Here is a 14,186-nt window from a genome sequence, read left to right as displayed (position 1 = left end):
GTGCAATACGCACAAGGCCATTTTATTCATATTTTTATGTGTTGCGATAATTTATTAATGTACAGAGATCGGATTAAGAAGAAGAAAATAATCTCGATAATCCCAAAGAAAGTGAGTACAATTAATAGCTCTTTTAGTAAAGAAAAAGCGAGCATGCTTTGTAAAAACTTAACCGCAAATAATGTATGAACACCAGCAACAATGTAAGGGACGAAAAATAAAATTCCTAATTGAATCGTTGCGGAGCGAAACATTTCTGACTCAGTTAATCCGAGCTTTGTAATCGTAATATATTTTTGTTTTTCATTCGTTAAGTCGTTATACATACGGAAGTATAAAACACTAGCTGCACCGATAAAGAAAATAAAGCCGAGAAATGCCCAAATAAAGAATTGAGCAACTGCATTTCCTTTACTATGAACCAGTTCATCCGTAGCTGTATAAATATGAAATGGTTTAATGAAATCTTCTTCACCCTTATGTGCTTCATACAAAGTTTCTTCATCATGATTTAAGCTTTTTAATATATTTTTTGTTGGGACAATTGCATTTTCCCAATTCTCCACGAAGTAGTTATAAACTGTAATTGTTTCAATATGAGGAACCATATTTTCAATTACTTCATCTCGCATCACTATTAAGTGAGGTAATGCAAAGGGGGGCTCAATTCCTCTATTAATAAAACCTTTAATTTGAAATTCCTTTTTATTAGAGCCAAGTGTAATCGTGCCCTGCTTCGCAAATGGGTTAGATACGAGATTTAATAACGCTGGTGAATAGCGAGAAATATTATAAACTTGTGAAGATTCGAGAGTGATTTCTGGCCTGTTTAATTGCTTTGCTATTGCGTTATAATCACTCATTTTCATAATGGCAATTGATTCTTTTGAAGCTGTATCTTTTAAAACGGTAAATTTATATTTGTCATATTGAAAATTAGCATTTGTAAGTTCAGTTTCAATCGTAGTAATATGCTTTTGTTCAAATACATTAATACCTTCTGATGTATAGGTGAATGGTATAGGATATCGTTCTAGTATGGGTGCTTTCGTATGATTGTTTGCAGCAAATAACCCGATAATAATCGTAAATGCAAGTGCAGATAGCATAGAAACGATAAAGAGTACATTAATATTACTGCGGGTACGAGAAACTAAATCTGAAATCCATAACATATTTATTTGTTTCAAATAAAACTTTCTTCGTTTCTTTAAAATATAGATAAAGAGAAGAAATGTTTGTGAAAAAAATAAATACGTCCCAATTACTACAAGCGGTAAAATAGATAACATAATTAAGAATACAGATCCATTTTGGGCATTTTTTTCTGTTATGTAGCCTTGCGGATAACCGGCAATATAATAACATAGTCCTAGACAAGTTAAAGCAAATAGTGAAATGAGTATAGATGGTCTTTTTTCGCTCTTCTCTTTGTTAACTCCCTTAATAAGCTGCGTTGTTTTTCGAGTACGAATAAACATTGGTGTAAACGTAGATACGATGAAAAATAAAATAATAAAAGTTACGGTTGTAACGATAATAGCTTCTGTTGGCCAATATAAATAGAGGCCTTTTGCACTTGTTAATTTAGAAGTAACGAGTAAGAAAAAGTTAGAGAAAACAAGACCGCCTTGAATACCTGCAAAGATAGCAAGCATTCCAATGATCATATTTTCAGTAAACAAAAGACGTTTTAATTGTTTTTGAGATATACCGAGAACAGTTAAAACGCCAAATTGCTGCTTCCGTACATTTAAAAATGTTCCAATTGAATATAAGAGAAAGAAGAACGAGAACATAACGATAACCAACTGCGCTGTACTAGCTAAGTTCATTAGAGGATCACGTTCTTGGAAACTTTGTACACTTTGTAACCGCGGATGATACGCGTATACAGTAAATGAAAAGAAAACCATGATAGAAAACGCACTACTTACAAAGTAGGCGAAATATGCTTTTGAATTACGGGAGACATTTTTAAATGCGAATTGCCAAAATGTCATCCACGTCTTCCTCCTAGTAATGCTAAAACATCTAATATTTCTTGATAAAATTTCTCACGGTACAATCCGCGGTGTAGTTCATTGTAAAGTTCGCCATCTTTAATGAAAATGACGCGGTTACAATAACTTGCTGCGAATGGATCGTGCGTAACCATTAAAATTGTTGCATCTTCTTCTTTGTTCAATTTCGTAAATAGTTCCATCACGTCAATTGCCGCTTTTGAATCTAAATTTCCTGTCGGTTCATCGGCAAGTAAAAGTGAAGGATGATGAATAACAGCACGTGCTACTGCGGTACGCTGTGCTTGTCCTCCTGACACTTCAAAGATACGCTTGTCTAAAATATGATCAATTCCAAGTTTCTTTGAAATGTTATCAAGCTTTTCATCCATTTCTTTTAAAGGAACATTATCTAATGTTAAAGGTAGTACGATATTTTCACCGATTGTTAGTGTATCTAGTAGGTTAAAGTTTTGGAAAACAAATCCTAGCTCTTGGCGGCGGAAAATAGCTAACTTCTCTCTACGAAATGTGTGCGGTTTTTTTCCATTAATCACGACATCACCAGCAGTCGGAGAATCAATGGTAGAAATAACGTTTAAAAATGTAGATTTACCGCTACCAGATGGTCCCATAATCGCAACGAATTCACCTTGATCTACATGTAAATTTATATTTTTTAAAGCTGTATGAGGGACCTTTCCTTCATACACTTTTGAGACATTTTTAATGTGTAATACTTCTTCCATAATAATCACCTTTCTATCCTTTAAAACTTAATATGGTGTGATAATTTTTGCATATAGAAGGAACGAATTAAAAGGAAAAATAAAATTTCAACTGTTCCAAAAATCATCAGTACGACTGTAATCTCGGCGAAGAACGAGAGATGTAAAACTTCTTGCAGCATCTTTGTAGCAAACATCGTATGAATTGATGCCATAATGTACGGGACAAAGAATAGAATCGCAAGTTGAATTGTAGCAGATCGTTTCATTTCGGCTTCTGTTAAACCAATTTTTGTAATCGTTACATACTTTTCTTGTTCATTTGTTAAATCTGTATGCATCCTGAAGTAAAGAACACTGCCAGCACCAATAAAGAAAATAACACCTAAGAAAGTACCAATTAAGAAGAACGAAGCGACATTTTGTTTTGTTGTGTATAGAGAATCGCTCGCTTCACTTGCATGGAAAGGCGGGTGCTCTGCTTGAATGTTGTTCCCGTCGGTATTAATTTTGTTTATGAATACCGCGCCGATGTTATTAGCTTTTTCCCAGTCCTTAACTTTAAAGCTATATACACTCATCTGTTTTGAAACAGTGGATAATGCTTCTACATTTTCATCAGATAGTATGAGCAATTGGTATATTAAGCGATTTGGGAATGGATTATAACTTTTATATTCTTTCACTTGTAGTTGTAAATTGTTTTGCGTAAGTGTAAGAGTATTTTTCTTGTCTTTATTGTGAAGCGTTCCAATAACTTGATCATCTAAGTCTTTCATAAGAATATAAGATTCATTCTTATTTACCGTGAGTGTCTCCCAATTTAAAGCTTTAGCAAGTACATTATAGTCACTTTGCTTAATGGCATAATAGAGCTGCGTGTTATTTTCAGCTGAAGATACTTCATATATATCCGTTTTAAATTTTGTATAAGTAAAGTGCTCTTCATTAAATTTTTGTTCTAACCAGTTTAAATGTTCATCCGCCAACGTATTTTCAGTATGTGATAAATATGTAAAAGGAAAAGGGTTTTCTCTTACTGTATCGAACTTCATAAATTTACCAAATCCATATAAGAATGTAATCATAGTAAAAGCAAGTGTTGATAGCATCGCTACAATAAAGAGCATGTTAATGTTTGTCCGAATGCGCGCTGCCAAATCAGAAATCCAAAGCATATTAATTCGCTTCATATAAAATGTTCTTCGCGTTTTTAATATACGAATGAGTAAAAAACTAATTTGTGAAAAGAAAAAGTATGTTCCAGCTGTAACAAGTGACGGAATGAGAAATATACTGGTGGTGGCGTACAAAAGCCCAACTACGTCGCCGAGCGACATGAAATATAGCGGATTGGCTGCTAGTACGTATCCAGATATTAAACATATCGCACCAAATAGAGAGATGAGCACAGATGCTTTTCTTTCTTTTTGTTTTGTTCCTTCTTTTAAAAGACGTACAGCCTTTCTCGTCCGAATGAGCATTGGCGTAAACGATGAGACGAGAATGAAGAGTCCTAGAAAAATGATCATAGTTAAAATAATGGCAGCTGTTGGCCAATATAAATATAAACCAGGAACATGTGTAATCTTGGCGGTAACTAATAAAAAGAACTGCGAGAAAACAAGTCCAAGTTGAATGCCGAAAAAGATGGAAAGAACACCAATTAGCATGTTTTCTAGAAATACGAGTCTCTTTAATTGTTTTTGGGATATGCCAAGTACTGTTAAAATCCCAAATTGCTTCTTTCGCACTTTTAAGAAAGTACCGATTGAATATAGTAAAAAGAAAAATGAAAAGAATACGATGACAATTTCTGAAATTGTCATTAATATGTTCAGAGCAGCATTCACGCCTGTCATATGCAATTTAGGATGAAATAAATAAACTGCAAACGAGAAAAAAATTGCAATGGAAAATGCACTGCTTACAAAATAGGCGAAATAAGCTCTGGCGTTCCTTGTGACGTTTTTAAATGCAAACTGCCAAAATGTCATTCACCTAAACCTCCTAATATAATGGGCATGAAAAAGGAGGGAAGAGATCCCACCTTTTTCATGTAATAACCTTTTTAATGTGTATCAGTATATTGTGATAACTTCTGCATATAAAGTGAGCGAATGAATAAGAAAAATACAATTTCAACGAATCCAAAAATAATAAGAACGGCTGAAACTTCTTTGAACAAAGATAAGCCAATTACATCTTGTAGCATTTTCGTTGCGAACATTGTATGAATGGATGCCATAATGTACGGAACGAAAAATAAAATACTAAGTTGTATGGTTGCAGATCGTTTCATCTCTGCACCTGTTACACCGATTTTAGAAATCGTTATGTATTTCTCTTGTTCGTTCGTCAAATCTGTATACATTCTAAAGTAAAGAACGCTACCGGCTCCAATGAAGAAAATAACTCCTAAAAATGTTCCAATTAGGAAGTATGCAGCACTACCAGATGTTATTCTGTATAACGATCCTGCTGACTCAAAGGAGCGAATAAGAGGTCCTTCATACTGAAATTTATTTTGATCTTTTTGTACTTTTTCTATAAAATTATCAGCAATTTCATATGTCTGTTCCCAGTTTTGAATTTTGTAATTATATGCTGATATATGCTTTACCGTGTTAGGTAAGTTGTTCACGACAATATCAGGCAAAACTATCGTTTGATATGAAAAATTAGATGGAATTGCATGGATCTGTTCATAGCCTTTTACTTTTAATTTCGTATTTGTACTAGAGAGTGTAATGTAATCTCTTTTGTAGCTTTGCTCAAACTCATTGAATATGGTGATATAAGATGTTCCTGTTAAAACATATGCCTCGTTATCATTTATAAATAGTTGTTTCATTCGTAAAGAATTCGCAAGTTTTTTATAGTCACTTTGCTTAATTGCGTATACGTCATTATAAATAGCTATACCTTTATCTTCTTCTAGCGGTGTTTTATATATATCAGCTGTTATTTTCTCATAAGGAAAATGCTCTTTTTGTAATTGTTGCTCAAGCCAATTTAAATGCTCTGTAACAAAAGGATTCGCATCATAAGAAAAATAAGAAATTGGGAAAGGCGAAGTTCGATTAACGTCTAGCTTAATAAATTTTCCGAACCCATATAGGAACGTAATCATTGTGAAAGCGATAGTAGATAGCATTGCTACAATAAAAAGCATATTAATATTCGTTCGAATACGGTTTGCTAAATCAGAAATCCAAAGCATATTAATCTGTTTCATATAAAACTTTCTTCTTTTCTTTAAAATATAAATAAGTAAGAAACTAATTTGTGAAAAGAAGAAATATGTACCGATTGTAACGAGCGTTGGAATGACGAAAATACTTGAAACCATATATATAACACCTATTTGTGGGCTTACTGATACGAAATATTTAGGATTTCCAGCTAACGCATAGCCACCAAATAAACAAATCGCACCAAATAAAGAAACGAGTATGGATGGTTTTTTTTCTTTTTGTTTTCCGTTCTTTGTTTTTAACAGGTGTACCGCTTTTTTTGTACGAATGAGCATCGGTGTCAACGTAGATACAACGATAAAAAGACTAAGGAAGACGATTGTCGTTAAAATAAACGCGTTAATAGGCAAGTATAAATATATGCCCGGTACGTGCGTAATTTTTGCTGTGACTAATAAGAAAAATTGCGAGAAGACAAGTCCAAACTGCATGCCGAAAAAGATAGATAAAATACCGATTAACATATTTTCCATGAAGACGAGACGGTGTAATTGTTTTCTAGATATTCCTAAAACGGTCAAAACACCGAATTGTTTTTTTCTAACTTTTAAAAAAGTACCAATGGAATATAGTAAAAAGAAGAAAGAGAAAAATACGATTACTACTTCTGAAAATATCATTAATCCTGAAATTTCAGAGACCATGCCAAAGTTTTGTAATTTCGGATGGAATAAGTAAACAGCAAACGAAAAGAAAACAGCAATCGAAAAAGAACTGCTTACGAAATAAGCAAAATAAGCTCTGGAATTACGTGTTACATTTTTAAAGGCAAACTGCCAAAATGTCATAATACGTACCTCCCGCTAGAAGACAAATATGTAGTTTTATTGCAAAAAATGTATGAGAGTGAGTTCTCATACATTTTGCTTGCATATGTCACGATCATGCTTCGGTCACCTTCTCCGTATGTTCTGATTGATTATTTGCAGCGTTGTGGAAGATGATTTTAATCGTCGTTCCTTTTCCAACTTCAGAATCTAGTTTGACAGAGTGACCTAAATAATCACAAATTTTACTTACGATATAAAGTCCCATACCAGTAGATTCTCCGAATGTACGACCATTTTTCCCAGTGTAAAACGGTTCGAATACTCGTCGAATATCTTCTTGCGGAATACCAACACCTTCATCACGAACTTCTAAAATAATATCTTTTCCGTTTCGATAAGCGGATAAGAATACTTTCTTTCCGCGCTCACCAGAGTAACGAACGGCATTTGTCATTAACTGATAGATGATAAATTTTAGCCATTTCGCATCAGAAGCAACCTGTAAATCAGAATGAACTTCTAAAACAGGGAAGACTCCGTTTCGGATAAATAGTTCTTTTAATCCATTAATGTTTTTCGTTACCGTATCTTTTAATGAAATCGTCTCAACATGGAAGTCTTCATGGAAGTTATTTAACCTTGCCATGTATAAAGCCATATCAAGCCCTTGGTTTAGACGTTCTAATTCTTTTTTGAATTTCGGAATTAAATGTTCATCTTCCATTTCGAGTACCATAAGTTGCATAACAGAAACGGGTGTTTTCATTTGATGCACCCAGTGGTTAATGAATAATTGATGTTCTTGTTGTTTTACTTCGTACGATTGTAGTTCTTTTTGGAATAGACGATACTGCGTGCGCACGAGTTCATTTACACCGTGAGGCATCGGAGCAGTTGCTCTTTCAATAAATGCATCTTCCATTTTTTCTGGTTGTTCACTTAATCTATGGTACATTCTACGATTACGAACGTAACGGTAAGCGAGGAAACAAATAAATAAGTATAAGCTTAAAACGACGAAGTAAAATTTATTATTTTGAAATCCATCTACTGCATCATAAAGAACGAAGATGATACCGAAGTTTAATACGTACAGTAGAAAAAATGCAAAATGATCACGTAAAAATAGCTTCATGCTTATTCACTCCAAGTTGCGTTAAAACGATACCCAAGTCCGCGCACTGTTTCAATAGCATTTTCAATACCAAGCTCATTGAACTTTTTACGAAGACGCGTAATGTTTACGTTTAATGTGTTTTCTTCAACGAAGCTCTCGTCATCCCAAAGCGCAGCTAACAAATCTTCACGGCTCGCTGTACGAGGGAATTTAGATAATAACATTTCTGCTAAAATAGCTTCTTTCTTCGTTAAAAGAACTTGTTCAGATCCGAAGTGAATTTCAGGACGTTCAGGGAATAGTTTTAATCCTTCTACTTCAACGATACGTTCAGAAATGTTTGGTGCATAATCACCGTAAATACGGCGTAATTGACCTTTAATTTTCGCCATTACAACGTCGTAGTGGAACGGTTTTGTAATATAATCATCCGCACCGCTTTCAATCGCCATAATTTGTTCCATCTCACCAGCACGCGCTGAAATGAAAATAATTGGACAAGTAGATTCATGACGAATTTGGCGGCACCAGTAGAACCCATCGAATTTTGGTAAGTTTACATCAAGTAAAACAAGATGTGGTTTCACAGCGTTAAACGATTCCATAATATCATCGAAATTCTCTGCAACAACAGCTTCATAGCCATATTTTTGAATGTGAGATTGTAGTAATGATGAAATATTTGGATCGTCTTCAACGATTAAAATTTTATACATATGTATATTCCTCCTAAAAAAACAATTGTAGATATAGTGTATCATGTGTTTCAAGTCTTTTCATTATGTTGAAAGATAAGCTAATAAACAGTATAGGGAAAAAGCGTAAAAAGTAAAAAGGACGCTGGATATAATTGATAAATGATAGTAATTGTTTTAACATTTAGATAAATATCTAAATGTCTAATTAGTGAAAGGAAGAAAGACATTGAATCAAGCATTCAAAGCATTAGCAGATCCAACAAGGCGAAAAATTTTAGACTTATTAAAAGAAGGTGATCTAACCGCTGGTGAGATTGCTGAACATTTCAATATGACAAAACCAAGTATTTCACACCACTTAAACGCACTTAAAAATGCTGAACTTATTCAAGATGAGAAGAAAGGTCAATTCGTTATGTACTCTTTAAACACAACTGTCTTTCAAGATTTGTTAACTTGGGTGTTTACGTTTACGAATAAGGGGGAAGAGGGGAAATGAGGAAGCATATATTTCCGTTATTATTAATTGCTGTAACGATTATTGCATGGTGCGTCGCGTGGCCTTATTTACCAGGAGAGGTTCCGAGCCATATAAATGTCTCGGGTGAAGTAGATGGACATATGTCGAAGATGGGCATGATGATTTTGGATGTTGCAGTTATGTTATTTATATATATTTTAGCAATTGTTTTGCCTAAATTAGATCCGAGATATGCGAATTACGGTAAGTTTTCGAAAGCATATATGATGATGAATGGAGCTATTTTATTATTCTTATTTGCTAATAACATGATGGCACTCGCAAATGCTTTAGGATACAACATTCCAATTGCAATTGTTGTGAACATAATGCTCGGTATACTCTTTATTGTACTCGGCAATTATATGCAACAATGTAAACCAAATTTCTTCATAGGTATTAAAACGCCGTGGACGTTAAGTAATGAAGAAGTATGGAGAAAAACACATAGGTTAGGGGCAAAGATTATGATGATTGGCGGTATTGTAATCATATTTTCCGCGTTTCTTCCGGGAATGTGGAAAGTGATTAGTTTGTTAAGTGTTGTTGCTGTATTGGTTGTTGGTACGATGGTGTATTCCTATGTCGCTTATAAAAAAGAACTAAAAATGTAAAATAAAGCTGCTTTTCCTTAAAAGGAAAAGCAGCTTTATTTTTTATTTCCTCAAAACCGGTATCCAAATTTCACTTTTAAAGTTTGGAGAAGATATATCTTTCTGTTCATTCCACAATATTTCCGGTCCTTCCGCTAGTTCATAGTTTGAGGAAGGAAACCATTCGGAATAAATGCGTCCCCATACATTTTGTAGTGCATCCGGAAATGGACCGACAGCTTCAAATATAGCCCACGTTGAAGCTGCAACTTCAAGTTGCGCAAATTGCTCTGGGCAATCTTTCATTGTGGCTACGCCAATATAGTGATCAAGTTCTCCTTTTTCCTCCATTCTTCCTTCAGAAAAGTTAGTAGAAGCACTAATAATTCCAGTAGGTTCCATATTTGAAAGTGACTTTAAAGTTTGAATGACATCTGGATTTAAACTTTTCCACATAGAAGCAATTTCTTCATTTACACCGTTAAATACAATCGGTACGCGTTTTGTAATACCTATAATTCGAAATGGTTCTTTTTCTTCAATTCGATAATTCATTTCATTTCCTCCTTGGATGGATAATTGGAAGGTCATTGGTGAATAGGCTTTTAGGGAATGACTACTATTTCGGGCCTCTGAAGGTGTTATGCCGTGCAAGTTCTGAAAGGCACGCGCAAAAGAATCTGGTGAGTTGTACCCATATTTGATAGCGACATCAATGACTTTTGCATCGCTATTTTTTAGTTCAAAAGCAGCGAGAGTAAGACGTCTACAACGAATATATTCTGATAGTGATATGCCAGCTAGAAAAGAAAACATTCTTTTGAAATGATATTCCGAGCAGTAAGCTAGCTTCGCAACTTCTTTAAAATTAATTTCATTTGTTAGGTTGTTTTCAATATAGTGCATTGCAGCATTCATATTTTTAAGTGAATCCATATGATGACCTCCTCTGTACATAGAATAGCAGGAACGAAATAGCTTCATCCGACATTTCGTGCACAACTTTGTAGGGTACATTTTGTACCTTACAAAATTGTAATGTTCCTGTAAGGAGAATGAATGGATGGCATGATATCCCAATGTTATAGTAACAAAGTACTTTGATTCATTAGGTTAAATTTTGATTTCTTTGCTTACTGGTCTTACATAACTGTCATGTTTGTGTAAGAAACATCGATAGTGGAAAAAGTAGAGAATGTATATAGTGAAAATAGAGAATAGATGAAATGAGGGATGTCGAGATGAAAACAGTGTTAGAAGCAAAAAATATTGAAAAAGTATATGACACGGGTGGTAATAAATTTGCAGCGTTAAAAGGTATTAACTTACAAGTAAAAGAAGGTGAGTTCGTTGGAATTATGGGACCTTCTGGTTCTGGTAAGACGACTTTACTAAACGTTCTTTCTACAATTGATAATGCGACGAACGGTGAAATTTTAATTGATGGAAAAGATATTGTGAAAATGAATGATGATAAGTTAGCATTATTCCGCCGCGATCATTTAGGTTTCATTTTCCAAGATTATAACTTATTAGATACGTTAACTGTAAAAGAGAATATTGCGTTACCTCTTGCGTTATCAAAGGTGAAAGCGAGTGAGATTGATCGCCGCGTTCTTGAAATCTCAAAGAAATTCGGTATTGATCATATTTTAAGTCAGTTCCCATATCAAGTATCTGGTGGACAGAAGCAAAGATGTGCGGCATCACGTGCAATCGTTACAAATCCAAGTATGATTTTCGGGGACGAGCCAACGGGAGCACTTGATTCGAAATCAGCGACAGATTTACTTGAAAGTATGAAGTCGCTAAATGAATATGATAACTCTACAATTTTAATGGTAACGCACGATGCGTTTGCGGCGAGTTACTGTAAACGAGTTATTTTCATTAAAGATGGTGAGTTATATAAAGAATTGCACCGCGGCGAGTTAACGCGTAAACAGTTCTTCCAACAAGTCGTTGATGTAATGTCTTCTATTTCCGGAGGTATGGCTGATGACCTTATCTAGCATTGCCCTCCGCAACATACAGCGGAACTTTAAAGACTACTTTGTATATTTTGCATCTATGATTTTTAGTATTGTTATTTACTTTACATTTAAAGCACTGCAATATAATTCACAAATGGAAAAAGCAGCGGAAGCTTCTAAAAAAATTAGCGGGGCATTCCAAGTTTCCAGTGTGATGCTTATTATTTTCGTAGCGGTGTTTATTATATATTCGAACGGTTTCTTTACAAGAAAACGTAAAAAAGAAGTTGGACTCTATTCCTTATTAGGTATTCGTAAAAGACAAATTGGTAAAATGCTCTTTTATGAAAATATGTTAATGGGGTTAATGTCTTTAATTATCGGAATTGCGATTGGTAGTGTCCTTTCAAAATTATTCCTTGAGTTATTAGTAAATATGATGGGATTAAATTTAAATGTTCATTTTGAAGTACCGATGGCTGCCATTATTGATACAGCAATTATTTTCTTTGTGATTATTTTGTATACATCACTTCAAGGATATCGTTTAATTTATCGCTTTAAGCTAATTGAACTTTTCCGCGCAGAACGTGAAGGAGAAGCAATGCCAAAAGGATCTGTTATTATGGCATTCATTTCAGTTGTCTTAATCGGTTCAGGTTATTTCTTAGCGCTAATGTACATGAAAGCAGTTATGTATGCAGACTTTATGGTCGTTGCATTATACATTTTATTAGCGACAGTAGCAGGAACTTATTTATTGTTCATGTTCTTCACAGTATTTATATTGAAACGTGCGAGAAATAATAAATCAGCGTTTTATAACGGTATGAATATGGTAACGACATCACAGTTACTCTATCGTATTAAAGGAAATGCGAAATCACTGGCGACAATTGCGATTTTAAGTGCAGTTACATTAACAGCGGTTGGTACGTCAGTTACGATGTATTACAACACATTTACACAATCAAAAGTTGCTGCGCCGTATAGTTATTCCTATGAGAAAAAAGATACAGCATTAGATAAAAAAGTAAATGAAATACTTGCTGGAGAGAAGAAGAATCATCCAGTGACATATGAAGCAGAAGTTGAAATGATTCCTGTGAAAGGAACATTTAAAGGTGAAAGAGCGGATCAAGTTCTGAACACACACTATAATGTGACGAAGCAGTACCAGCTTATTTCTCAATCAAACTTTAATACAATCGCGAAACATTTAGATATAGAACCTGTAAATTTAAGTGCGAATGAAGCTTTTGTATATGATAGCTTATATATTGAAACACTTGATTTTGGTCCCCTTTACACAGGAAATACAGCTGTATTCCCTGTTGGAAATGAATCGAAAGAGTTAAAGATTAAAGGTGTAAATAGTAGAAGTGTTACAAACTTAAATGAACTATTTGTAATCGTTCCAGATCAAACATATGAGCAGGCGAAACAAGTAAACGAAACGCGCACTGTAAAAAATATTGATGTAAAAGGTGAGCGAAATAGTAAAGAGTTAACAGCAAAATTAGCAAGCATTATGCCAGCTGGTGAATCAGAAGTTTTAAAACCATTTAACGATTTCTATACAGGATTCCAAATGGGGCTTGAAACGACAGGCTTAATGATGTTTATTGGGTTATTCTTAGGATTAGTCTTCCTATTAGCGACAGGCTCAATCATTTACTTTAAACAATTAACAGAAGCAAGTGCTGACCGTGATCGTTACATTGTCCTTCATAAAGTTGGTGTAACGAAGCAAGAAATGAAGAAAGCTATCGCAAAACAAGTAAGCTTTATCTTTGCGATTCCGTTAGTAATCGGTATTTTACACAGCTTATTTGCACTAAAAGGTTTATCAAATATATTACCATTTGAAATTATGATTCCGCTTCTAATTAGTATCGGAGTATATGGTGTTATTTATATTGGATATTACTTCATAACAGTTCGTTCTTATTATAAGATTGTAAGTACGAAATAATAAGTGTAGCTGCGAGAAAATAAAAAAGCCATTCACCTCATTTTTTATGAGGTGAATGGCTTTTTTTACAATCTAATTATAATGAAGAGATAATTAACGTGCATCGATTATGTCTATGAAACTAAAAGTATGTTTTCGATCAAAGGCATCTATGCAAATTAAAGAACGTTTCAAAGGATTTAATTCAATTACAGTCATATAGTTTGTAGGGAAATAACCATCTTTATAACAAGTAATCAATATTTCTTTTTCTGAAATGAATGAACGTAATAAAGTATCTTCAATTCTTTCTCTACCATCGTATGGTGATACTTTTCGTGATTCTTTCATGTCAGCAGATTGCTTAGACATAATAGTCATTTGATCCGAATTTGATATATTTGTACTACTCATGCTTTCTATTCTCCTAACAATATATTTTCTATATAGAAAGGTTAATCACTATGGAAGTAGCTGTTACTTATAATTGAGTAAGCAACTTATGTATAGAACGAAATAATGGTGGGTGATTTTGAGCTGAATTTGCTTAATACTAAAAAATTATCAAATTCA

Annotated in this window: 12 protein-coding genes; 4 read left to right on the top strand and 8 right to left on the bottom strand. The window is 34.0% G+C overall.

What is annotated here, in order from left to right; all coding sequences use genetic code 11:
* Positions 1-26: 26 nt before the first annotated feature.
* The 6 genes from ACTFNE_RS24675 to ACTFNE_RS24650 all read right to left on the bottom strand — a co-directional run bounded on the left by ACTFNE_RS24675 (position 27) and on the right by ACTFNE_RS24650 (position 8,591).
* The gene (locus ACTFNE_RS24675; RefSeq protein ID WP_000144965.1) at positions 27-2,003 is read right to left on the bottom strand and encodes an FtsX-like permease family protein; all 1,977 of its coding nucleotides are present in this window, start codon (positions 2,001-2,003) and stop codon (positions 27-29) included.
* On the bottom strand, positions 2,000-2,752 hold the full coding sequence (locus tag ACTFNE_RS24670) for an ABC transporter ATP-binding protein (protein WP_270705650.1): 753 nt from the start codon (positions 2,750-2,752) through the stop codon (positions 2,000-2,002). Before ACTFNE_RS24670 ends, ACTFNE_RS24675 begins: the two co-directional genes overlap by 4 nt.
* Before the next feature lie 20 nt (positions 2,753-2,772).
* The gene (locus ACTFNE_RS24665) at positions 2,773-4,728 is read right to left on the bottom strand and encodes an ABC transporter permease (protein ID WP_270705652.1); all 1,956 of its coding nucleotides are present in this window, start codon (positions 4,726-4,728) and stop codon (positions 2,773-2,775) included.
* A 74-nt stretch (positions 4,729-4,802) separates the two neighbouring features.
* A complete protein-coding gene (locus ACTFNE_RS24660) occupies positions 4,803-6,776 on the bottom strand; it encodes an ABC transporter permease (protein ID WP_270705654.1) in 1,974 nt (657 codons plus the stop codon).
* Positions 6,777-6,870: 94 nt separating this feature from the next.
* Positions 6,871-7,893, bottom strand: a complete 1,023-nt coding sequence (locus ACTFNE_RS24655; RefSeq protein WP_000765352.1) for a sensor histidine kinase — start codon at positions 7,891-7,893, stop codon at positions 6,871-6,873.
* Positions 7,894-7,895: 2 nt separating this feature from the next.
* Positions 7,896-8,591 (bottom strand): response regulator transcription factor, encoded by a 696-nt coding sequence (locus ACTFNE_RS24650; protein ID WP_000276737.1) that lies wholly within the window; start codon positions 8,589-8,591, stop codon positions 7,896-7,898.
* 208 nt (positions 8,592-8,799) lie between these two features.
* Here ACTFNE_RS24650 and ACTFNE_RS24645 point away from each other — a divergent pair, with 208 nt between their 5' ends.
* Together ACTFNE_RS24645 and ACTFNE_RS24640 are read left to right on the top strand one after the other, a co-directional pair.
* The gene (locus ACTFNE_RS24645) at positions 8,800-9,072 is read left to right on the top strand and encodes an autorepressor SdpR family transcription factor (RefSeq protein ID WP_001070523.1); all 273 of its coding nucleotides are present in this window, start codon (positions 8,800-8,802) and stop codon (positions 9,070-9,072) included.
* Positions 9,069-9,707, top strand: a complete 639-nt coding sequence (locus tag ACTFNE_RS24640; protein WP_270705655.1) for an SdpI family protein — start codon at positions 9,069-9,071, stop codon at positions 9,705-9,707. Before ACTFNE_RS24645 ends, ACTFNE_RS24640 begins: the two co-directional genes overlap by 4 nt.
* A gap of 42 nt (positions 9,708-9,749) precedes the next feature.
* Here the strand turns inward: ACTFNE_RS24640 and ACTFNE_RS24635 are convergent, their stop codons facing one another.
* Positions 9,750-10,622, bottom strand: coding sequence for an AraC family transcriptional regulator (locus ACTFNE_RS24635; RefSeq protein WP_000377684.1), 873 nt, complete (start codon positions 10,620-10,622; stop codon positions 9,750-9,752).
* Between the two features lie 305 nt (positions 10,623-10,927).
* On the opposite strand from ACTFNE_RS24635, the gene ACTFNE_RS24630 reads away from it, so the two are divergent.
* Both ACTFNE_RS24630 and ACTFNE_RS24625 read left to right on the top strand, forming a co-directional pair.
* Complete coding sequence (locus ACTFNE_RS24630; protein ID WP_000859654.1) at positions 10,928-11,698, top strand: ABC transporter ATP-binding protein; 771 nt, start codon at positions 10,928-10,930, stop codon at positions 11,696-11,698.
* Entirely contained in the window at positions 11,685-13,634 is a 1,950-nt protein-coding gene (locus ACTFNE_RS24625) for an ABC transporter permease (protein ID WP_046199469.1), read from the top strand. The genes ACTFNE_RS24630 and ACTFNE_RS24625 overlap by 14 nt, the downstream gene beginning before the upstream one ends.
* Before the next feature lie 93 nt (positions 13,635-13,727).
* Here the strand turns inward: ACTFNE_RS24625 and ACTFNE_RS24620 are convergent, their stop codons facing one another.
* Positions 13,728-14,027 (bottom strand): YolD-like family protein, encoded by a 300-nt coding sequence (locus ACTFNE_RS24620; RefSeq protein WP_046199468.1) that lies wholly within the window; start codon positions 14,025-14,027, stop codon positions 13,728-13,730.
* Between the last annotated feature and the right edge of the window lie 159 nt (positions 14,028-14,186).

It is taken from the genome of Bacillus cereus group sp. MYBKT111-2 (genome assembly GCF_051915205.1).
Taxonomy (GTDB): Bacteria; Bacillota; Bacilli; order Bacillales; family Bacillaceae_G; genus Bacillus_A; species Bacillus_A paranthracis.
The sequence above is the reverse complement of the archived record's forward strand: the minus strand, read 5'-3'. Positions and strand labels throughout refer to the sequence as shown.